Origin of the sequence: Streptomyces sp. WMMC1477 (genome assembly GCF_027460245.1) — a bacterium.
Taxonomy (GTDB): domain Bacteria; phylum Actinomycetota; class Actinomycetes; order Streptomycetales; family Streptomycetaceae; genus Streptomyces.
The window spans coordinates 1,677,427-1,697,014 of record NZ_JAPZBD010000003.1; the positions used below are offsets into that span (position 1 = coordinate 1,677,427).

Sequence of the window (19,588 nt, forward strand, 5' to 3'; positions counted from 1 at the left end):
GATGGAGGACACGATGACCGGCACCATGACCGGGCTGCCGCTGCGGCAGAGCAGAGAGATCCAGGGCGACGTGCTCGCGGGTTTCAAGAAGGACCACGTCCAACTGCTGTTCCTGAAGTTCGACGACCCCGTGCGGGCCCGCACCTGGCTGCGCCGCCTCAAGCCGCGCATCGCCACGACACGGCAGGTCGCCTCGTTCAACGCCGCCTTCAGCACGGCCCGGAGGTACACCGCGGGTGACGACCCGAAGAAGCTCAACGCCACCTGGCGGAGCATCGGCTTCACCTACGCCGGGCTCCAGGAGCTGACCGGCGGGGAGCCGTTCCCGAACACGACCGAGGGCACGACACAGCACGCCTTCAAGCAGGGCCCCGCCGCCCGGGCCGGAATGCTGGGCGACACGGGGGACAACTCACCGGAGAACTGGCTGTTCGGCGACAGCGTGGGCCAGACCGTCCACGCCGTGCTCACCGTCGCCGCCGACCGGCCCGAGGACCTGCGCACGGCACTCGGCATGGAGCGCCAGGAGGCCGCGGCCCACAAGGTGGTCATCACCTTCGAGCAGGACGGCAGGACGCTGGAGGGCGAGCGCCGGGGCAAGGAGCACTTCGGCTTCAAGGACGGGGTCAGCGAGCCGGCCGTCATCGGCTTCGACGAGCCCGACCCCGACCACCCCGAGTGGAAGAAGGACAGCCCCGGCACCCGGCGCATCCCGGCCGGCGAGTTCGTCGTCGGCGAGGAGACCGTCAACGGGCGGCCCCACGGCCTCCCGCTCTGGGCCGTGAACGGCTCCTTCCAGGTGGTGCGGCGGCTGGGGCAGGACGTCCCGGGCTGGTGGGCCCAGGTCGCCCTGCGGCTGCGGGAGCTCAAGAACGCCAAGGCAGTGCCGCCGGAGGCCACGGCCGAGTGGCTGGCGGCCCGCATGGTCGGCCGCTGGCGCTCGGGCACCCCGGTGGCCAAGTGCCCGCACGCCGACGCCGTCTCGGACGCGGAGGCCGGGCAGGACAACGACATCAGCTTCGCCGACGATCCGGAGGGCGAGGTCACCCCGCTGTTCTCGCACCTGCGCAAGACCAACCCCCGGGACGGTCTGGTGCTGGGGCCCGGTGGGAAGCCGGAGCCGGAGAAGGGCGGGCTCGACGCCCGCCGCATCATCCGGCGCGGCATCCCCTACGGGCAGGCCTTCGACCCGGCGGGCGGCCCCGGACGTGGACCGGACGCGAGCCGCGGCCTCGTCTTCGTCTGCTACCAGTCGGACCTGGTACGGCAGTTCGAGTTCATCCAGAAGGACTGGGTCAACGATCCGAACTTCCCGCGGCGTGACCCGGAACCGGGGGCCGACCCGGTGATCGGCGTCAGCACCGACGTCTCGTTCGAGGACCAGCGGGTGCGCTTCGAGCAGTTCGTCCGCACCGAGGGCGCCGTCTACGCCTTCACCCCGTCGCTCTCGACCCTGGACAGGCTGGCGGACGGCAAGCTGGGCGAGGACGAGGAGAAGATCAAGGTCACCGTCCGGGAGAGCGGCAACCACGACATCGCCGCCGTCTCCACCTTCGACATCGAGGACGCGGTGGACGCGGGCAAGGCCCGGCTGACCCTCCAGGACGACGGCAAGCTCGTCGTCCACGACGAGCGTCAGGACCCGCGGTGGTTCTCCCGGGTATCCGGCCCCGGCGGGCGGCGCGCGGTCTTCCAGGAGGACGGCAACCTCGTGATCTACACCGAGGACAACCGGGCCCTGTGGGCCTCGGGCACCGACGGCAACCCGGGAGCCAGGCTCAGTGTGCAGGCCGACGGCAACGTCGTGATCTACAACGCGTCCGACACCCCCGTCTGGGCCACCCACACCCGCCACTGATCCCAAGGCCCCGCCCCGGCGCCCCCGGCGCGGGGCGGGGAGGGGCCGTGTTCCGCAGGCCTGCGGTGCTGGCGTCCCGACGCTGAGAGCCGAACCCGACCGGCGATCAGGCGGGGGTCTCGCACCTCGCGTCCAGCGAAGAGACGGCGCACGGACGGAGGATCAGTTCCGATCCCTCCAAGGCCGCAACCATGGCAAAGGGGAACCGGTCGACCCCGAGACAGAGCGCGACGTCGTCCGGATGGACTCCTTGACGCACCCCTTCCGCAAGCTCGGCCCGGCGGCCGCCCCGGTCGGGTTCTCGGCACGCTGCGGCCGGGAAGCCCCGTGCGCGGGTACTGCCACATCACCGACGGAGGTCCCACGCTGCTGACCTCGTCCGGCAGGTCAGTCTCCTCCCCCGGGCCGACCGCCCACGAGGTCGTGCGCGATCTGCCGCGTCCAGTCCTCGACGTCCGCCCAGTCCCGGTAGTCGCCGTAGCGCAGGCCCATCGCCTTGAGCGCGATCCGCCCCGACACCGACAGGTGCTCGGGCCGGATCACGCCGGAGAAGAGCCGGTGACCGCGCGGGCGCAGTGCGTCCAGCAACTCCCCCACCACCTTCTGCTCCTCCTGCCCCACCATGGCCTTCCCCCAGCCGCGCAGAGCGGCGGGGGCGCCCACGCTGAAGATCCACAGGGGGCGCGTGCGAAGCGCCGGCCGGTGGCGACGGGTGAAGGCGAGGGCTTCGGGCAGCCAGGCCATGTCGTGCACCGCGCTGCCGATCACGAACGCGTCGTACGTGTGGACGTCGGCCACCTCACCGAGGGGCCGGAGGTCGGCCTCGGCGGGGGCCTCCCGCAACCCGGCCGCGACGCGCTCGGCGATGCTCCGCGTGGAGCCGTGGGCGGAGGCGTACCCGACGAGCACGGTCGGCCCGTCGGAGCGGCGCTCGCGCCCCGCGGCACCGGGCTGGTCCGGCTCGTCGGCCATGGCTGCCTCCCGTCGGCTCGCCTCGAGTGTCGTGGCGCGGGCGGCTCGCCGCACGCCCGGGGCCTCCACACGGGCGAGGGGCCGAATCCACACGGGCGGGGGCCGACGGGCGCCCTCGGCCGCGACGGCGAGGCGCCCGGCCGGGAAGCCCCGGCCGGGCGCCTCGGGCGGGTCGCTGAACCCGGGCAACGCCTTACGGCAGGTTGCGGGCCATGACGATGCGCTGGACCTGGTTCGTGCCCTCGTAGATCTGGGTGATCTTCGCGTCGCGCATCATGCGCTCCAGCGGGTAGTCCCGGGTGTAGCCGTAGCCGCCAAGGAGCTGGACGGCGTCGGTGGTGACCTCCATCGCCGCGTCGGAGGCGTAGCACTTGGCGGCGGCACCGAAGAAGGTCAGGTCCTCGTGCGGGCCCCCGAGGGCGACGCGCTCGGAGCGGGCCGCGGCGGCGTAGGTGAGCTGACGGGCGGCCTCGATCTTCATCGCCATGTCGGCCAGCATGAACTGGACGCCCTGGAAGTCGCCGATCGGCTTGCCGAACTGCTTGCGCTCGCGGACGTAGCCCTTGGCGTAGTCCAGCGCGCCCTGGGCGATGCCGAGGGCCTGGGCGGCGATGGTGATGCGGGTGTGGTCGAGGGTCTTCATCGCCGTGGCGAAGCCGGTGCCCTCGTCGCCGATCATGCGGTCGGCCGGGATGCGCACGTTGTCGAGGTACACCTCGCGGGTGGGCGAGCCCTTGATGCCGAGCTTCTTCTCCGGGGCACCGAAGGACACGCCCTCGTCGCCCTTCTCCACCACGAAGGCGGAGATGCCGCCGCGGGTCTTCTTCTCCGGGTCGGTGACAGCCATCACCGTGTAGTACTCGGATACGCCGGCGTTGGTGATCCAGCGCTTGACGCCGTTGAGCACCCAGTGGTCGCCGTCCCGCACCGCGCGGGTCGTCATGCCGCCCGCGTCCGAGCCCGCGTCGGGCTCGGAGAGGCAGTAGGAGAACATGGCGTCGCCCTTGGCCAGGGGGCCCAGGTACTTCTTCTTCAGGTCCTCGGAGCCGGAGAGGATGACCGGCAGCGAGCCGAGCTTGTTCACAGCGGGGATCAGCGAGGAGGAGCAGCAGACGCGGGCCACCTCCTCGATGACGATGCAGGTCGCCAGCGCGTCGGCCCCGGCGCCGCCGTAGGACTCGGGGACGTGCACGGCGTGCAGGTCGTTGGCGACGAGCGCGTCCAGCGCCTCCTGCGGGAAGCGGGCCTCCTCGTCGACGGCCGTCGCGAAGGGTGCGATCTTCGCCTCGGCGAGCGCGCGCACCGAGTCGCGAAGCATGTCGTGCTCTTCGGCCGGCCGGTACAGGTCGAAATCAGCGGCTCCCGCCACGGTGACTCACTCCCTTGGAGATGGGTTGCTCAGTGCCAGTGCTAGTTACCGTTAAGTAACCGAATTCTACTGGTCGGCTCCCCCACGGGTACACGTGAGCTTGCCGACAGTGCGCAACGTGTCCCGGCTATGCTCGGGCCCCGTTGCCGTCCCCCGCTGTCAGGGAGTACCCCGCATGGCCCCCAGGATCACCGTGATCGGTACCGGCTATCTCGGTGCCACGCATGCCGCCGCCATGGCCGAGCTGGGCTTCGAGGTGCTGGGCGTGGACGTGGTGGCCGAGAAGGTCGAGCTGCTGTCCCAGGGCCGGGCGGCCATGTACGAGCCGGGCCTCGAAGACCTGCTGGCCCGGCACGTCACCGGGGTCGAGGGCTCCTCGGGGCGGCTGCGCTTCACCACGTCCTACGCCGAGGCGGCGGAGTTCGGCGACGTCCACTTCGTCTGCGTGAACACTCCGCAGCGGCACGGCGAGTACGCCTGTGACATGAGCTACGTCGACGCCGCGATCGAGTCGCTGGCCCCGCTGCTGACCCGGCCCGCGCTGGTCGTGGGCAAGTCGACGGTGCCGGTGGGCAGCGCGGAGCGGCTGGCCGCCCGGCTCGCCGAGCTGGCCCCCGTCGGCGCCGAGGCGGAGCTCGCCTGGAACCCGGAGTTCCTGCGCGAGGGCTTCGCCGTCCAGGACACCCTGCACCCGGACCGCATCGTCGTCGGCGTGCGCTCCGAGCGCGCCGAGCACCTGCTGCGCGCCGTCTACGAGCGGCCCCTCGCCGAGGGCTCCCCCTTCGTCGTCACCGACTTCCCCACCGCCGAGCTGGTGAAGACGGCGGCGAACTCCTTCCTCGCCACCAAGATCTCCTTCATCAACGCCATGGCCGAGGTGTGCGAGGCCGCCGACGGCGACGTGGTCAAGCTCGCCGAGGCCATCGGCCACGACGACCGGATCGGCGCCAAGTTCCTGCGGGCCGGGATCGGCTTCGGCGGCGGCTGCCTGCCCAAGGACATCCGCGCCTTCATGGCCCGCGCCGGCGAGCTGGGCGCCGACCAGGCCCTGACTTTCCTGCGCGAGGTCGACTCGATCAACATGCGCCGCCGCGGCCACATGGTCGAGCTGACCCGCGAGGCCGTCGGCGGCGCCCTCCTCGGTAAGCGGATCGCCGTCCTCGGCGCCACCTTCAAGCCGGACTCCGACGACGTCCGGGACTCCCCCGCCCTCAACGTCGCCGGGCAGCTCCACCTCCAGGGCGCGCAGGTCACCGTCTACGACCCGAAGGGCATGGACAACGCCCGCGCCCTCTTCCCCACCCTCGGCTACGCCCCGAGCGCGCTCGCGGCCGTGCGGGGCGCCGACGTCGTCCTGCACCTCACCGAGTGGCGCGAGTTCCGCGAGCTGGACCCGGAGCGGCTGGCCGAGGAGGTCTCCGAGCGGCACATCCTCGACGGCCGCAACGCCCTCGACCCGGCGCTGTGGCGCAAGGCGGGCTGGACCTTCCGCGCCCTCGGCCGCCCCACGGCGTAGGGAACGCGCCCGCTGGAGCCGGAGGCCGTCACACGCCACGGCAGCGCGTCATGGAGCAGGCTCCCGGCCGCCCCCAGGCACGCCAAGCCGTAGACGTACGCAGCCATCCGGGCCTCAATAGCGTGGCATGTTCGGAATCGCCCTCTCCGCGAGCTCGATGAGCGCCTCGATCTTCGTCATGTCCGCCTCGACTTCCTGCGGCGTCACCGCCGGAGCCTCCGATGAGCGGTACTCGACTTCGTTACGCCGGGCTCGCATGCGGTTGAAGGGACGCAGCGCGGCCCCAAGCGGCGGGTCGAGCTGCGCCCGCACCGCCTCGTAGATGACGGTGTGGCCACCGCGACTGGTGGCGCGTAGCCCCTGGTTCTGCAGTACCGCGGCCAGTGCTCGGCGCGCTGCGTCATAGGCGAGCGTGTATGCGCCCTCTGGGTCGGTGGCCAACAGCTGCCGTGCGGAACCGACATGCGTGCGGGCCCGGACCAGCTCCGCTTCGGCGGCCTGCCGGGAAGCGGGCACGCGCTCCAGCCGACCACTGCTGATGAGCGCGTCGACCGTCGACCGGCCTTGGTTCCAGCGCGTCACTACACCTCCTGGTCGAGGTTCAGCCGGACCAGCGGACGTTCGCGAACGCTGGTGAGAAACGGATCATCAGTGTCGGCCTCCCACGCCTCAACGGTTACCCGGTGGACGTTGACCTCGCGGCGCAGCCGACGGGATGCCTCCTCGGCAAGGTCGAAGAGCGCGTCGGCATCGGGATCACCCACGACGAGGACGTCGACGTCAGCGGGCGGCGGCCCCGGCTCGCCGCTGTACCGGGCGGCCCAAGAGCCGTAGATATACGCCCGCCGCACACCTTCCAGTTTCCCCAACGCCTCGGTGAGCACGGGCATGGGGCCGAAGGAGACGGACATGAGATCGCTCAACGGACGGTACAGCGGAGTGTCCGTACGAGCCCTGACGAGGCGGCTGCGCCCCACTCTCCGGTCGGCCAGGATGCCGCCGCCGCTCAGCCGGTCAACCTCGCGGAGGACAGCCGTGGGCGTCACTCCGATCTCGTCGGCCAGCTCGGTGATGCTGTATTCGCGCTCCGAATGCAGGAGTACGAGCGCGAGGAGCTCTCCTTGCGTGCGGGACCTGAGGATGGGAAGCAGACTCGGTGACACTTTCACTGGACGCAGGATATCAGGCACGCAGCGAAAGTAACGTTCTGCGGTTGACCGCTCACCGTGACAGCCGGCGGCCGATATGTGCTTGGCCCGGTGGTCGGGTGTCCACTCGGTTCGGGCACGGCTGCCCGCGGCGTACCCCGCGGTACCGGTGCACCACGCCGTCGGGGGTGATGCGGGCGTGTGCCCCGTTCAGCGGCAGTCCGCCTTCCGCGTTCAGCCAGTTACGGATGCGTTCAAGGGTGTCCCACAGCCCTCAGCACGGGCAGGGGTCGCGCCGTGAACGCGTACCAACAGATGTCGTCGTGGATGACGAACACGCAGGGCAGTCCCTCGGCGAGACGCTGCAACGCAGCATCGTGCACACGGGCGCCCTCGGCCCAAGCCCTGAGTTCGGCGGGCGCGTCGTGGTCGGCGTACGGAACGCGCTGGAGGGCGAGCGGCGGAATCCACGGGGTGGAGGGGTCCGGGTCGAGGGCGTCGGCGAAGTGTCGGGCCCGCTGCCTGAGCCACCTCAGGGCCAGCCGACGGGTGGGGGCGAGGTGGCTGCCGAGCCGCACCGTCGTCCGGGCGTCGCCCCCCGCATGCCTCGGCCAGATACCGCGTCCCGTTCATCGGGCCCGCTCGTCGTTCTCGGGGCTCAGCAGGTCGAGGAGCTGTCCGGCCGCCGCGTCCACGGCCTCCAGCTCTTCCGTGCGCCATCGCTCCCGCTCGACGATCGCCTGGTCCAGCGCGATGAGGAAGGCCGCGCGGAGCACCTGGTCCGTCTCCAGCCGTCGCAGCTCGGCGAAGGCCGCGCGAGGCACCTCCGCCCGCGCCCGGCGCCGCCAGGCCAGGGCCGCTCCGGCGGTTGCCGCGAGGGCGAGCGCGACGCACCAACGGGTCGCGGTCATGGCGCCCACCGCACGGATCGGCGCATGCGATTCTCCTCGTTCACCTGCGCCCGCAGCCGCCGCAGCAGCGCGGAGTCCTCGCAGTCGGCATACGGCTCCCCCGCCTCGTCGTGGCCCCAGGGTTCACCGCGGTCATCCTCGGTGCCCGGGGCCCGGGCGTGAGCGTCTTCGGCGGACGCGCGGGGCGTGCGCCGTTGCGTGGGACCGTCCATATCCGACACCGGCCACTCCTCTCCGTAGCGGTTCCACTACCGGGGTGGCCAAGCGTGGCCTACAGTCGGGAACCACTCAACTTGTGGGAAACGGAGGGAAGGTTGGTGAAAGCCGGTTGAACCGCAAGGAGTTGAATCCGGACGCCTCACCTCAAGCGGCGTTCGGCGCACGTCTGCGCAGCCAGCGGGAACGGCGCGGGTGGACGCAGGAGGAACTGGGCGCTCGGATGGGATATTCGAGCACGCATATGTCAGCGGTCGAAACTGGTCGGAAGTCCCCGACCTTGCGGTTCTCGCGCAGTGCGGATCAGGCGCTCGACACCGGCGACGCGTTCGAGCGCGAATGGCGCGAGCTCAAGCACGGGGCTCTGCTGGAAGGCTTTCCGGAGTACGTCGGCTACGAGGGTCGGGCCGTCGAGATCCGGCTGTTCGAAGTCGGTCTCATTCCCGGCCTGTTGCAGACGCCCGAGTACGCCCGGACGCTGGCGGACGGCGATGTGCAGCGTGGTGCCATCACGCCCGAACAAGCCGAGGAGCGGGTCTCGTTCCTGGCGGAACGGCAGGCCGCGCTGGTGCGTCCCCGGCCGCCCATGGTGCTCGTCGTGATGGACGAGAGCTGCCTGCGGCACGCGGTGGGAGGCGCAGAGGTCATGGAAGCCCAGCTCCAGCGGTTGGCCGAGGTCGCCTCGCTTCCCAACTGGGTTCTCCAGGTGTCGCCCTTCGACATAGGAGCGCGGCGCCCGTTCAACCTGCCGGTCAATCTGCTCACCCTGGCCGACCGGTCCATGGCCGCCTATGCCGAGTCCCAGGCACGCGGGCATCTGGAGCGCGAAGTCACCGCCGTTGTACCGATGCTGACGGCTTACCATCAGCTACAGGCCGAAGCGCTGGCCCAGGCGGCCTCCGTGGCCATGTTCGAGCAGTTACGAAAGGGCACCCCGTGACGACCGAATCCCCCCGCTGGTACAAGTCCTCCTACAGCAGCAACGGCGGCAACTGCGTCGAGGTCGCCGCCAACTTCCTCGCAACGCGCGGCGTGGTCCCCGTCCGCGACTCCAAGAACCCGAGCGGCCCGGTACTCAACGTTCCCGCCGACGCCTTCTCCGCGTTCGTCGCTGGCGTCAAGGCCGAGGAGTTCGGCGCCATCTGACGAAAGGGCACCCTGTGACGACCGAATCCCCCCGCTGGTACAAGTCCTCCTACAGCGACAACGGCGGCCAGTGCATCGAGGTCGCCGCCAACCTCATCGCGACACACGGCATCGTCCCCGTCCGCGACTCCAAGAACCCTGGCGGTCCGGCACTCCACGTCCCTGCCGACGCCTTCTCCGCCTTCGTCGCGAGCGTCAAGGCCGAAGACTTCGGCACCGTCTGACCCATCGCGCCGCGACACAGCACGGGCGGACGAAAATTGCTCGACCCGGTGGGCGGGGTGGGGCAGGCTGGCCCCTTTGCGGGCGGTGGGACGGCCCACCGCCCGAGGGACGAGCCTCACGAGGGAGACCTTTCCGTATGGCTATCGCCGAATTCGGAGTGACCGCGATCGACTGCCCCGACCCGCGGGCGCTCGCCGCCTTCTACAGCGCCGTGCTGGGCTGGGAGACGGACCCGGAGAGCGACGACGAGTGGCTGGAGATCGTCGGCCCGGACGGGCGGCGGCTCGCCTTCCAGCGTTCCGAGGGCTACCAGCCGCCCAGGTGGCCGTCGACCGAGCACGGCCAGCAGATGCACCTGGACTTCGACGTTCCGCGTGAGCGGCTGGAGGAGGCCGAGCGTGCGGTGCTGGAGCTGGGCGCCACCCTGCTGGAGGGTGACGACGGCGGCAAGCGCAACTGGCGGGTCTACGCGGACCCGGTGGGGCACCCCTTCTGCCTGTGCGCCCAGTGAGGCAGGTCCGGCGCACGTGAGAGCGGCCCCGGCGGGGACTCCGCCGGGGCCGCTCTGTTCGCGCGTCGGGCCGAGGGGCTACATCCCGCCCTTGACGGTGACCTTCTCGTCGTTCTTCAGCTGCTCCATCAGCGGCTTCACGCGCGCCATGTCCCACTTGAGCGCGCTCTGCCCGCCCGGGGCGGTGTAGAAGCCGGACAGCGGCATGTTCATCTGGGTGCCCTCGCCGCCGGTGAGGCCCTTCATGGCCCAGAACATGGAGCTGAGGTCGAAGAGGCTCATGTCCTTGTCGACGATGAGCGAGTCCAGGCCGGCGCCCATGGTCGGGTAGAGGGAGAAGGGGTTGAGCACGGTGGAGGGGGTCGCGCTCTCCTTGGCGAGGGCGGCCAGGAGCTTCTGCTGATTCTGCGTGCGGCCGAGGTCGCCGCCCTCGACGTTGTAGCGGTTGCGGACGAAGGCGAGCGACTCGGCGCCGTCCAGCCGGTGGCAGCCCTTGGCGAAGTCCGCTCCGGAGTTCTTGTCCTTGACGGCCTTGTCGAAGCACATCTCGACGCCGCCGAGGGCGTCGACGATGTTGGCGAAGCCGCCGAAGCCGATCTCTGCGTAGTGGTCGATGCGCAGCCCGGTGTTGTACTCGACGGTGCGGACGAGCAGCTCGGGGCCCTGGATGGAGAACGAGGTGTTCAGCTTCTGCTGCTGCGCGGGTATGCGGTTGCCGGACTCGGAGCCGGTGAACTCGGGGATCGTCACCCAGGAGTCGCGCGGGAGGCTGATGAGGCTGTTCCCGTTGTCGCCGACGTGCAGGATCATCATCGAGTCGGTCCGCTTGCCCGCGGCGGAGCCGGTGCGCAGCCTGTCCTTGTCCTCGTCGCTGAGGCCCGCGCGGCTGTCGGAGCCGACGATCAGGTAGTTCGTGCCCTTTCCGGCCTCCGGGCGGTCCTCGACCTTGGCGAGGTCGACGTCGCGCTGGAGCTTGCCGTCGGCCCAGAAGTAGGTGCCGACGCCGACGACGAGCAGGGCGGCGAGGCCGACGACGAGGCCGACGGTGATGCGGCGGCGCCAGTTCGGCCGGGGACGGGGCGCGGGCCCGGGCATGCCGCCCGGGCCGCCGGAGCCGTGGCCGGGCCCGGCCTGCCGGGGGATGCCGGGCCGGCCCGGAGCCCCCGCGTCGTACCCGGGGTCGTAGCCCGGGTCGTAGCCGGGCTCGGGCCCGGCGGGCGCGGAGCCGTACGTGGTGGGCTGCCCGTATCCGTCGTGCCCCTGGGCCCGGCCGGCGTCGTAGCCGTCGGCGGGCTGGGACGGCACTCCGGGCGCGCCGCGGACGGTCCGCATGACGCGGGCGTCCTCGGGCTCGGCTCTGCTCGCCCCGCGGCCGTACTGCTCGCGGTCGCGGTCTCCGGTCCATCCCTGGGGCCAGTCGCTCATGGCTGGCAGTGTGCCCTGCCCCACGCGCGGGCGACACACCCGGGTACGGAACCGGGGCAGGGCTGTTGCAGAGCCGCAGCATTCGACCCGCCGTGCCCGAATTGCGGACCGCCGCTTACGCTGGCGGCATGACCGACCCTGCGAAGGCCGCCGCGGAGAGCGAACTCCCGGCGAAGCCGACGGCGGCGTCCCGTACGACGCTGTCGCACATCATGACGCACAACGACACCAACCTCCTCGGCACCGTGCACGGTGGCGTGATCATGAAGCTGGTGGACGACGCCGCCGGAGCGGTGGCCGGGCGGCACTCCGAGGGTCCGGCGGTCACGGCGTCGATGGACGAGATGGTGTTCCTGGAGCCGGTCCGCGTTGGCGATCTTGTTCATGTGAAAGCCCAGGTCAACTGGACGGGCCGGACCTCGATGGAGGTCGGGGTGCGGGTGCTGGCCGAGCGCTGGAACGAATCCTCTCCCCCGAGCCAGGTCGGCACCGCGTACCTGGTGTTCGCCGCCGTGGACACCGACGGCAAGCCGCGCGCCGTGCCGCCCGTGATGCCGGAGACGGAGCGGGACCGGCGGCGCTACCAGGAGGCGCACATCCGCCGCACCCACCGGCTGGCCCGGCGCCGCGCGATCCGCGAGCTGCGCGAGCGCCGCACCGCCGAGGGCCTGCACGACGGCTGACGGCACCCAGCAGGGCCGCCCGGTCCCGGCCGCTCAGTCCGGACAGACGACCTGGTCGCCGGTGACGACCGTGTAGCCCCTGCGCCGCTCGGCCGCGCGGTCCGGCGGCGGCTCGGCCGCGCGGACGGGGGTGACCTCGCGGAAGTCCGCGCCGAGGGTGACGCGCATCAGGGGGCCCTGGCCCTCGACCTCGCGCAGCTCGGCGCCGGGCAGGGCGGCGGCCAGCGAGCGGGCGGAGCGGTCCCAGCGGGGGTCGTAGGCGATCTCGGTCTTCTCGACGTCCTGCTTCTTCGCGTTGCCGGGGATGCCCGTGGTGGCGAAGCCGGTGGCGGCCAGCTCCCGGTCGACCCGGTGGCCGAGTCCCGACGTCTCGGTCCCGTTGTCGACCTGGACCCGGATGTTGCGCGGCGGCACCGCCACCGGCACGGCCCGCTCCGGCGGCTCCCCCTGGCCCTTCCCGGCGCCCTCGTCGCCGTCGCCCTTCTCACCGGCGCCGGAGGCCGGGCGGTCGGTGAGCGGCTCGTCCCGGCGCAGGGCGATGAACAGCTTCTTCGCCTTCTCCTCGTCCCACAGAACGGTTTCTCCAAGCTCAGGCACCCGGTGGCGGGCGTTGGCGATGGGCACCGTGGCGAACTCCGAGGACGCCGGGCCGAGGCCGCGCAGGGCCTTCCCCAGGGCCAGCATCTCCTCCGAGCCGAAGCCGTGGTCGGCCCGCACGGAGGAGAGGGCGGCGTCCGTGACCTTCCGCAGCCTGCCGGGGTTCATCAGCACGCCGCTGCGGGTCGCCTGGTCGATCAGGGAGGCGACGAAACGTTGCTGTCGCTCCATGCGGCCGAGGTCGGCGCTGCCGTCCACGTGGCGGGCACGGACGTACTGGAGCGCCTCGCCGCCGCCGAGCACGCTCGTGCCGGCGGGGAGGTCCAGGCCCGAGTGGCTGTCCTTGAGCGGCTTCACCGTGCACACCGGCACACCGCCCACGGCGTCGACCGTCCGCATGAAGCTGGTGAAGTCCACTTCCAGGTAGTGGTGGACGTGGACGCCGGTCATGCGCTCGACGGTCTCCACGGTGAGCCGGGGCCCGCCGTGGGTGTAGGCGGCGTTGAGCTTGCTGGGCAGTGCCCCGTGCCGCACGCCCCCCTCCCGGTCGGTGTGCGGCGGGAGGGTGGTGTAGCTGTCCCTCGGCAGGCTGACGACGGAAGCGCGGTCGCGGCCCTCGGAGAGGTGGACGAGCATCATCGTGTCCGTGCACTGGCAGGGCGCGCCGCCGAGGTGGTACGCGCGGCGCTGCTTCTCGGAGATCCTCTCGCGGCCGTCGACGCCGACGACGAGGAAGTTGAGGCCCTTGCCCGCCTCGGGCCGGTCCCCGAGGTCGTCGAACGGGTCCACCCGCCCGATGCCGTCCACCACCCCCGTCATGACCACGTGCCCGAAGCCGCTGACGGCGAGGACCGTCCCGGCCGTGGCGAGGCTGATCCGCAGCCTCCACCGGGGCGGCCGGCGCGCCGGGCGGCGCCGGGAGGGGCGCGGCGTAGGGGGCACGGACGGGACCTCCGGGCAGGGGTCGGGCTGTGGGTCACAGTACGGCCCGGCCGGTCGCGGGGGCGGCTGCCGTGCGGCACGTTCCTCCGTTCGCGGTAACGTGACGGGGTGACTTCCGCAGTACCCGGCGCGGCGCGCCCGGCGCCCCCCGTCTCCGTGATCATGCCCGTCCTCGACGAGGAGCGGCACCTGAGGGAATCGGTGCGGGCCATCCTCGCCCAGGAGTACCCCGGCGAGCTGGAGGTCGTGATCGCGCTCGGCCCGTCCGCGGACCGCACGGACGAGATCGCCGCCGCGCTGGTGGCCGAGGACGCGCGGGTGCACACGGTGCCGAACCCGACGGGGCGCACGCCGGCCGGGCTGAACGCGGCGATCAAGGCGTCCCGGCACCCTGTCGTCGTCCGGGTGGACGGGCACGGCATGCTCTCCCCGGACTACATCGCGACGGCCGTGCGGCTGCTGGACGAGCAGGACGCGGCGAACGTCGGCGGGATCATGCACGCCGAGGGTGAGAACGCCTGGGAACAGGCCGTCGCCGCGGCGATGACGTCGAGGATCGGCGTCGGCAACGCCGCCTTCCACACCGGCGGCGAGGCGGGCGAGGCCGAGACGGTGTACCTGGGCGTCTTCCGCCGGGAGGTCCTGGAGCAGCAGGGCGGCTACAACGAGGAGTTCATCCGGGCCCAGGACTGGGAGCTGAACTACCGCATCCGGGCGGCGGGCGGCCGGATCTGGTTCTCCCCCGAACTGCTGGTGTCCTACCGGCCGCGGCCGAGCGTGCGGGCGCTCGCCAAGCAGTACCGCAACTACGGCCGCTGGCGGCACGTCGTCGCCCGCTACCACCCGGGCTCCATCAACCCGCGCTATCTCGCCCCGCCGACGGCGCTGCTGGCCATCGCCGCGGGCACGGTGCTGGGCGCCGTCGTCACGCCGTGGGCCCTCGTCGTGCCGGGCGGGTACCTCGCCGCCATCACGGCGGGCTCGGTTCCGGCCGGCCGGGGGCTGCCGCTCGCGGCCCGCGCCCGGATCCCGGTGGCGCTGGCCACGATGCACATGGCGTGGGGCTGGGGCTATCTGACGAGCCCGCGCTCGCTGGCCCGCAAGGTCATCGCCTCCCGCCGCACCCCGGCCCCGGCCGACGCGGCCTGAGGCTCACCGGCCGGGTCACCCCGACGTCACCCCTGCTGCGGCCCTGACGTCCGCCAGGCCGCGATCACGTCCTCGGGCGCCAGACGAGGCCGACGCCGTCGGTGTCGAGGCCAGGGGCGATGCCGTTCGCCGACGCGATGACCAGGCCCGTGCGGGCGGCGTCGAGGCCGGGCACCTCGACGGCTCCCCGGCGCAGGGCGGCGAGGTAACGGCCGTCGAACGGGGTGTTCAGCCATTTCACCGAGCCGGCGAAGTGGATCCTCCCGGCCACGGGCGCCCGGTCGGCGCCGACGAGGTCGATCTCCGGGTCGAACCGCCGGTTCCACCAGCCTCCGACGGCTTCCACCTCGGGCCACGGCAGAGCGCCGTCGAGTGCCGCGAGCTCCAGGGATTCACGGACGACGGGCTCCACGGCGCGCCCGCGCCAGGTGGCCCACCGTCGTTCGACGAGGCGGTAGGCGACCTCGGGACGGCCTCGCCTCGTCTGCTCCTGGGCCGCGCGGAGCGCGGCCAGATACAGCCGGAGGTTGCTGTCGGCCACCCGGTACAGGGCGGGCTTGCCGGGACGCGTGGACAGCGGCTCGTCAAGGGCGAGCGCCCGCTTCTCGCCGACCAGGCGGCGCAGCAGCGGAGAGAGATCCGGAGGGCAGCGCTCCCTCTCGCCCTCCAGCCGTGGCAGCGATGTTGGCGAAGGTTCGGTCCCCGCTGCCCACCGCCTCCAGCGCCCGTCGGGCCTGGTCCGGTCCGGGGAACTCGGCCATCAGCGCGGACTCCGGGATGCTGAACACCGGGGAGGCCGGATCCCGGCATTCGGCCTCCAGGAAGGCCAGGGCGCTCGTCCCCTGCGGTCAGGCGCGCAGAATGCCCGGGGGGCCGCCGGAGACCAGGGCGGCGTCGATGGAGTCGGCTGCGGACAGCCCCAGGGCACATCCCACCTCGGCGGGGTTCAGCGGACCGAGCACCAGGTGGTCCGCGCGGCCGTAGAACGGCCGGTCGTAGGCGGTCAGCCGCTCCATCATGTGGATGTCGCTGCCGAGCTGGAGCAGCAGCACCGGGCGCCTGGACAGCAGTCGGTCCCAGGCGGTCTGCAAGGCTCCGTCGAAAGCGGCGTCCTGCTCGGTGAACCAGGGCACCCCGTCGAGCACGACGATCGACGGGGTGTTGTCGGGGAGCGCGCTCGCGAGGGCGCGGAAGGCTTCCGGCCAGTCCCGGCCGCCTGTGGGCAGCAGCTCCGGTTCCTCGGCGATCTCACGTAGATCTCATCCAGGTAGTTCCCATCTACCTAGATCCATACTACGCAGCCGCTGCACGGGCCGAAGCCGGAGGCGGGCGCGGGCTCAGCCGCTGACACCGGGTGGGTCCTGAGGGGCGGCGTCGCCGTGCTCGGGGAGGTCGCCGCGCTCGATGGGCGCGGGGGTCTCGGAGAGCGGCGGCAGGACGGCGTGGAGCTCGGCGTTGTCCGCGCGGTGGGCGGCCTCGGCGGCCTCGCGCAGGGTCTCGCGGTCGGTTCCGCCCCGGTCCGAGCTGACCCGGACGACGTGGCCGTCCGCCCCGCGCTCGTAGACGTGCTGCGAGGGCCCCGCGCGGTAGTAGAGGTCGCCGTCGGCCTCGCAGGTGCCCTCACCGGCGTCCGGTGCGGTGGCGGGCTGGTCGCAGCCCGCTTCGCCGCGGTCCACGGTGAGCATGAAGGTCGCGCCCTGCTCCCGCGAGAAGTAGGCCGCGCTGAAGCCGTCGCCGCCGTACACGCCCACCGACTGCCTGGCGAGGGCGTAGCCGTCCGCCTCGGTGACGTAGATCAGCTCAGGGGCGCTGCCGATGCTCGCCGCGCGCCGCTCCAGCTCGGCGCGGTCCGGGACGTCGACGGAACCGGAGCCGGTCTCGGTGCCGCAGGCGCCCAGGGCGAGGGACAGGGGGAGGAGGGACAGGGCCGCCAGGCGTCTCAGCGCGATCATGCGCCCATCCTTCCCCGCCCCGTCCCGGCGGCGTCAACGGGGGTTTCAGCCGTCCAGTTGACCGATGGTCGCGTTGGACGGGGGTGCGGTGGCGGTGAGCTCGCGGGCGACGGCCTCGGCGTCCCGGAGCACGCGTACCGCGTTGTGCCAGGTCAGCTTGGCGAGGTCGGCCTCGGACCAGCGGCGGTCCAGGAGCTCCGCGATCAGGTTGGGGTATCCGGCGACGCTGTCCAGCCCGGCGGGCAGGAAGGCGGTGCCGTCGAAGTCGCCGCCGATGCCGATGTGGTCGACGCCGGCGACCTCGCGCATGTGGTCCAGGTGGTCGGCGACGGTGGCCGGGGTGGCGACGGGGCGCGGCTCGGCCTCCTCGAAGGCCCGGTGCAGGGCCATGGCCTCGGGGGTGGTGTCGAGGTGGTGGAAGCCGTGGGCGCGCAGGTTCTCGTCCGCCCGCCGGGTCCAGTCGACGGCGGCGGGGAGGATGAACTTGGGCACGAACGTGGCCATGGCGATGCCGCCGTTGGCGGGGAGCTGGGCCAGGACGTCGTCGGGGACGTTGCGCGGGTGGTCGCATACGGCCCGGGCCGAGGAGTGGGAGAACACCACCGGGGCGCGGGTGACGCGCAGCGCGTCGCGCATGGTGGTGGCGGCGACGTGGGAGAGGTCCACCAGCATGCCGGCGCGGTTCATCTCGCGGACGACCTGCTCGCCGAACGCGGTGAGCCCGTCGTGCCGGGCCTCGTCCGTGGCGGAGTCGGCCCAGTCGATGGTGTCGTTGTGCGTGAGCGTCATGTAGCGGACGCCGAGCTGGTGGAGCTGGCGCAGGGTGCCCAGCGAGTTGGCGATGCTGTGGCCGCCCTCGGCGCCCATCAGGGAGGCGATGCGGCCCCGGCGCCGGGCGGCCTCCATGTCGTCCGCGGTGAAGGCGAGTTCGAGGTCCTCGGGGTGGCGGGCGGCGAGCTGCCGTACGACGTCGACCTGCTCCAGGCAGGCGCTGACGGCGGCGTCCCCGGTGAGGTCGGTGCGGACGTAGACCGACCAGAACTGCGCGCCGACGCCCCCGGCGCGCAGCCGGGGCAGGTCGGTGTGCAGGTGGGCGGACTGGTCGGTCGCGATGTCGCGGGCGTCGAGGTCGTACCGGACCTGCTCGCGCAGGGCCCAGGGCAGGTCGTTGTGGCCGTCGACGACGGGGAAGTCGGCCAGGAGCTTGCGGGCGCGGGTCAGGGAGTCGGTCATGGCTGTCCCCGGCCGTCAGCGGGCGAAGCCGAAGCCGTCGGCGTTCGCGACCTTGTTGCGCAGGCGGCGGCCCTTCTCGGTCGCCTGCTCGTTCAGCTCCTCCTGGAAGGCGGTGACACGCTCCCGCAGGCTCGGGTCGTGGGCGGCGAGCATACGCACCGCCAGCAGCCCGGCGTTGCGGGCGCCGCCGACGGAGACGGTGGCGACGGGGACGCCGGCGGGCATCTGCACGATGGACAGCAGCGAGTCCATGCCGTCGAGGTACTTCAGCGGGACGGGGACGCCGATGACGGGCAGCGGGGTGACGGAGGCGAGCATGCCCGGCAGGTGGGCGGCGCCGCCGGCGCCCGCGATGACGGCCTTGAGACCGCGGTCGGCGGCGTTCTCGCCGTACTCGATCATCTCGCGCGGCATGCGGTGCGCCGAGACGACGTCGACCTCGTGGGGCACCTCGAACTCCGCGAGCGCCTGCGCCGCGGCCTCCATGACGGGCCAGTCGGAGTCGGAGCCCATGACGATGCCGACGAGGGGGGCGGGGCGGGCGTCGCTCATTCGGTGATCGTTCCTCGCAGGTAGTCGGCGGCGTGCCGGGCGCGCTCGCGCACGTCGGCGAGATCGGCGCCGTAGGTGTTGACGTGGCCGACCTTGCGGCCGGGCTTCACGTCCTTTCCGTACATGTGGATCTTGAGCTGGGGGTCACGGGCCATGCAGTGCAGGTAGGCGCCGTACATGTCGGGGTAGTCGCCGCCGAGGACGTTGGCCATGACCGTCCAGGGGGCGCGGGGGCGCGGGTCGCCGAGCGGGAGGTCGAGCAGGGCGCGCACGTGGTTGGCGAACTGCGAGGTGACGGCGCCGTCCATCGTCCAGTGACCCGAGTTGTGCGGGCGCATGGCGAGCTCGTTGACGAGCGTGCGGCCGTCGCGCGTCTCGAAGAGTTCGACGGCCAGGTGTCCGACGACGTCGAGTTCCCGGGCGATGCGCAGCGCGAGCTCCTGGGCGCCGGCCGACTGCTCGGCGCTGAGCCCGGGCGCGGGGGCGATCACGGTGTCGCAGACGCCGCCGACCTGGACGGACTCGACGACGGGATAGGCGACGGCCTGTCCGTGCGGAGAGCGGACGACGTTGGCGGCCAGCTCGCGGACGAAGTCGACCTTCTCCTCGGCGAGCACCGGCACACCGGCTTTGAACGGATCGGCGGCCTGCTCCTCGTCGTCCACGACCCACACGCCCTTGCCGTCGTAGCCGCCGCGCACGGTCTTGAGGACGACGGGGAAGCCGCCGCCCTCGGCCGCGAAGGCGGCGACGTCGGCCGGGTCGGCGACTACGCGGTGCCGGGGGCAGGGGATGCCCAGGGCGTCGAGCCGGGCCCGCATGACGCCCTTGTCCTGGGCGTGGACGAGCGCGTCGGGCCCGGGCCGCACCGCGATGCCCTCGGCCTGGAGGGCGCGTAGGTGCTCGGTGGGCACGTGCTCGTGGTCGAACGTGATCACGTCGCAGCCGCGGGCGAAGTCACGCAGCGTGTCCAGGTCGCGGTAGTCGCCGACGACGACGTCGCCGACCACCTGCGCGGCCGAGTCTTGCGGGGTGTCACTGAGGAGCTTGAAACGGATGCCGAGCGGGATGCCAGCCTCGTGGGTCATACGGGCGAGCTGGCCACCGCCGACCATGCCGACTACCGGAAACGTCACGTCACCAGGGTAAGGGGCGTCCGGAGCGCTGACGCACGGGTATCGAA

23 protein-coding genes are annotated in these 19,588 nt (G+C 72.2%); 8 read left to right on the top strand and 15 right to left on the bottom strand.

The window, feature by feature from the left end; translation table 11 throughout:
• The first annotated feature begins 1 nt into the window (after nucleotide 1).
• Nucleotides 2-1,858: a Dyp-type peroxidase gene (locus tag O7609_RS07625; RefSeq protein ID WP_269743294.1), complete on the top strand. Its 1,857-nt coding sequence runs from the start codon at nucleotides 2-4 to the stop codon at nucleotides 1,856-1,858.
• A 387-nt stretch (nucleotides 1,859-2,245) separates the two neighbouring features.
• Here the strand turns inward: O7609_RS07625 and O7609_RS07630 are convergent, their stop codons facing one another.
• On the bottom strand, nucleotides 2,246-2,830 hold the full coding sequence (locus O7609_RS07630) for a flavodoxin domain-containing protein (RefSeq protein WP_269734195.1): 585 nt from the start codon (nucleotides 2,828-2,830) through the stop codon (nucleotides 2,246-2,248).
• Nucleotides 2,831-3,023: 193 nt separating this feature from the next.
• Nucleotides 3,024-4,199 (bottom strand): acyl-CoA dehydrogenase family protein, encoded by a 1,176-nt coding sequence (locus tag O7609_RS07635; protein WP_269734196.1) that lies wholly within the window; start codon nucleotides 4,197-4,199, stop codon nucleotides 3,024-3,026.
• A 175-nt stretch (nucleotides 4,200-4,374) separates the two neighbouring features.
• Between O7609_RS07635 and O7609_RS07640 the strand changes: the two genes are divergently transcribed.
• Entirely contained in the window at nucleotides 4,375-5,715 is a 1,341-nt protein-coding gene (locus O7609_RS07640; RefSeq protein ID WP_269734197.1) for a UDP-glucose dehydrogenase family protein, read from the top strand.
• 114 nt (nucleotides 5,716-5,829) lie between these two features.
• On the opposite strand, the gene O7609_RS07645 is transcribed toward O7609_RS07640, so the two are convergent.
• From O7609_RS07645 to O7609_RS07670, 5 genes are all read right to left on the bottom strand, one after another.
• On the bottom strand, nucleotides 5,830-6,297 hold the full coding sequence (locus tag O7609_RS07645; protein WP_269734198.1) for a hypothetical protein: 468 nt from the start codon (nucleotides 6,295-6,297) through the stop codon (nucleotides 5,830-5,832).
• Nucleotides 6,297-6,905 (bottom strand): ArsR family transcriptional regulator, encoded by a 609-nt coding sequence (locus tag O7609_RS07650; protein ID WP_269734199.1) that lies wholly within the window; start codon nucleotides 6,903-6,905, stop codon nucleotides 6,297-6,299. The genes O7609_RS07645 and O7609_RS07650 overlap by 1 nt, the downstream gene beginning before the upstream one ends.
• A 212-nt stretch (nucleotides 6,906-7,117) precedes the next feature.
• The gene (locus tag O7609_RS07660; RefSeq protein WP_269743295.1) at nucleotides 7,118-7,441 is read right to left on the bottom strand and encodes a hypothetical protein; all 324 of its coding nucleotides are present in this window, start codon (nucleotides 7,439-7,441) and stop codon (nucleotides 7,118-7,120) included.
• A 51-nt stretch (nucleotides 7,442-7,492) separates the two neighbouring features.
• Entirely contained in the window at nucleotides 7,493-7,774 is a 282-nt protein-coding gene (locus O7609_RS07665; RefSeq protein WP_269743296.1) for a hypothetical protein, read from the bottom strand.
• Nucleotides 7,771-7,995 carry a hypothetical protein gene (locus tag O7609_RS07670; RefSeq protein WP_269743297.1) on the bottom strand — a complete coding sequence of 75 codons (225 nt, stop codon included), beginning with the start codon at nucleotides 7,993-7,995 and terminating at the stop codon, nucleotides 7,771-7,773. Before O7609_RS07670 ends, O7609_RS07665 begins: the two co-directional genes overlap by 4 nt.
• 107 nt (nucleotides 7,996-8,102) lie before the next feature.
• On the opposite strand from O7609_RS07670, the gene O7609_RS07675 reads away from it, so the two are divergent.
• The 4 genes from O7609_RS07675 (at nucleotide 8,103) to O7609_RS07690 (ending at nucleotide 9,872) form a co-directional block, all read left to right on the top strand.
• Nucleotides 8,103-8,930, top strand: coding sequence for a helix-turn-helix domain-containing protein (locus tag O7609_RS07675; RefSeq protein WP_269734202.1), 828 nt, complete (start codon nucleotides 8,103-8,105; stop codon nucleotides 8,928-8,930).
• On the top strand, nucleotides 8,927-9,136 hold the full coding sequence (locus O7609_RS07680; RefSeq protein WP_269734203.1) for a DUF397 domain-containing protein: 210 nt from the start codon (nucleotides 8,927-8,929) through the stop codon (nucleotides 9,134-9,136). Before O7609_RS07675 ends, O7609_RS07680 begins: the two co-directional genes overlap by 4 nt.
• A 14-nt stretch (nucleotides 9,137-9,150) precedes the next feature.
• Entirely contained in the window at nucleotides 9,151-9,360 is a 210-nt protein-coding gene (locus O7609_RS07685; RefSeq protein WP_269734204.1) for a DUF397 domain-containing protein, read from the top strand.
• A gap of 137 nt (nucleotides 9,361-9,497) precedes the next feature.
• Entirely contained in the window at nucleotides 9,498-9,872 is a 375-nt protein-coding gene (locus tag O7609_RS07690) for a VOC family protein (protein WP_269734205.1), read from the top strand.
• 78 nt (nucleotides 9,873-9,950) lie between these two features.
• On the opposite strand, the gene O7609_RS07695 is transcribed toward O7609_RS07690, so the two are convergent.
• Entirely contained in the window at nucleotides 9,951-11,297 is a 1,347-nt protein-coding gene (locus tag O7609_RS07695) for an LCP family protein (RefSeq protein WP_269734206.1), read from the bottom strand.
• Between the two features lie 128 nt (nucleotides 11,298-11,425).
• Here O7609_RS07695 and O7609_RS07700 point away from each other — a divergent pair, with 128 nt between their 5' ends.
• Nucleotides 11,426-11,980 carry an acyl-CoA thioesterase gene (locus O7609_RS07700; RefSeq protein WP_269734207.1) on the top strand — a complete coding sequence of 185 codons (555 nt, stop codon included), beginning with the start codon at nucleotides 11,426-11,428 and terminating at the stop codon, nucleotides 11,978-11,980.
• A gap of 33 nt (nucleotides 11,981-12,013) precedes the next feature.
• Here O7609_RS07700 and O7609_RS07705 read toward each other — a convergent pair whose 3' ends face one another.
• On the bottom strand, nucleotides 12,014-13,519 hold the full coding sequence (locus O7609_RS07705) for an LCP family protein (RefSeq protein ID WP_269734208.1): 1,506 nt from the start codon (nucleotides 13,517-13,519) through the stop codon (nucleotides 12,014-12,016).
• A 108-nt stretch (nucleotides 13,520-13,627) separates the two neighbouring features.
• On the opposite strand from O7609_RS07705, the gene O7609_RS07710 reads away from it, so the two are divergent.
• Nucleotides 13,628-14,668 (top strand): glycosyltransferase family 2 protein, encoded by a 1,041-nt coding sequence (locus tag O7609_RS07710; protein ID WP_269734209.1) that lies wholly within the window; start codon nucleotides 13,628-13,630, stop codon nucleotides 14,666-14,668.
• 64 nt (nucleotides 14,669-14,732) lie between these two features.
• On the opposite strand, the gene O7609_RS07715 is transcribed toward O7609_RS07710, so the two are convergent.
• The 6 genes from O7609_RS07715 to O7609_RS07740 all read right to left on the bottom strand — a co-directional run bounded on the left by O7609_RS07715 (nucleotide 14,733) and on the right by O7609_RS07740 (nucleotide 19,541).
• Nucleotides 14,733-15,209, bottom strand: a complete 477-nt coding sequence (locus O7609_RS07715) for a DUF234 domain-containing protein (RefSeq protein ID WP_269743298.1) — start codon at nucleotides 15,207-15,209, stop codon at nucleotides 14,733-14,735.
• Between the two features lie 307 nt (nucleotides 15,210-15,516).
• Nucleotides 15,517-15,813: a hypothetical protein gene (locus O7609_RS07720; RefSeq protein ID WP_269743299.1), complete on the bottom strand. Its 297-nt coding sequence runs from the start codon at nucleotides 15,811-15,813 to the stop codon at nucleotides 15,517-15,519.
• Nucleotides 15,814-16,005: 192 nt separating this feature from the next.
• On the bottom strand, nucleotides 16,006-16,620 hold the full coding sequence (locus O7609_RS07725) for a hypothetical protein (RefSeq protein ID WP_269743300.1): 615 nt from the start codon (nucleotides 16,618-16,620) through the stop codon (nucleotides 16,006-16,008).
• Between the two features lie 45 nt (nucleotides 16,621-16,665).
• Nucleotides 16,666-17,853, bottom strand: coding sequence for a dipeptidase (locus O7609_RS07730; RefSeq protein ID WP_269743301.1), 1,188 nt, complete (start codon nucleotides 17,851-17,853; stop codon nucleotides 16,666-16,668).
• Between the two features lie 15 nt (nucleotides 17,854-17,868).
• On the bottom strand, nucleotides 17,869-18,405 hold the full coding sequence (purE, locus tag O7609_RS07735; protein WP_269734214.1) for a 5-(carboxyamino)imidazole ribonucleotide mutase: 537 nt from the start codon (nucleotides 18,403-18,405) through the stop codon (nucleotides 17,869-17,871).
• Nucleotides 18,402-19,541: a 5-(carboxyamino)imidazole ribonucleotide synthase gene (locus O7609_RS07740; RefSeq protein ID WP_269743302.1), complete on the bottom strand. Its 1,140-nt coding sequence runs from the start codon at nucleotides 19,539-19,541 to the stop codon at nucleotides 18,402-18,404. Before O7609_RS07740 ends, purE begins: the two co-directional genes overlap by 4 nt.
• Nucleotides 19,542-19,588: the final 47 nt, after the last annotated feature.

Bases quoted from the DNA above. Each gene is read 5' to 3' on its own strand.
- O7609_RS07695 (WP_269734206.1), bottom strand. From the start codon at position 11,297: ATGAGCGACTGGCCCCAGGGATGGACCGGAGACCGCGACCGCGAGCAG.
- O7609_RS07700 (WP_269734207.1), top strand. From the start codon at position 11,426: ATGACCGACCCTGCGAAGGCCGCCGCGGAGAGCGAACTCCCGGCGAAG.
- O7609_RS07640 (WP_269734197.1), top strand. From the start codon at position 4,375: ATGGCCCCCAGGATCACCGTGATCGGTACCGGCTATCTCGGTGCCACG.
- O7609_RS07625 (WP_269743294.1), top strand. From the start codon at position 2: ATGGAGGACACGATGACCGGCACCATGACCGGGCTGCCGCTGCGGCAG.
- purE (WP_269734214.1), bottom strand. From the start codon at position 18,405: ATGAGCGACGCCCGCCCCGCCCCCCTCGTCGGCATCGTCATGGGCTCC.
- O7609_RS07690 (WP_269734205.1), top strand. From the start codon at position 9,498: ATGGCTATCGCCGAATTCGGAGTGACCGCGATCGACTGCCCCGACCCG.
- O7609_RS07730 (WP_269743301.1), bottom strand. From the start codon at position 17,853: ATGACCGACTCCCTGACCCGCGCCCGCAAGCTCCTGGCCGACTTCCCC.
- O7609_RS07630 (WP_269734195.1), bottom strand. From the start codon at position 2,830: ATGGCCGACGAGCCGGACCAGCCCGGTGCCGCGGGGCGCGAGCGCCGC.
- O7609_RS07725 (WP_269743300.1), bottom strand. From the start codon at position 16,620: ATGATCGCGCTGAGACGCCTGGCGGCCCTGTCCCTCCTCCCCCTGTCC.
- O7609_RS07665 (WP_269743296.1), bottom strand. From the start codon at position 7,774: ATGACCGCGACCCGTTGGTGCGTCGCGCTCGCCCTCGCGGCAACCGCC.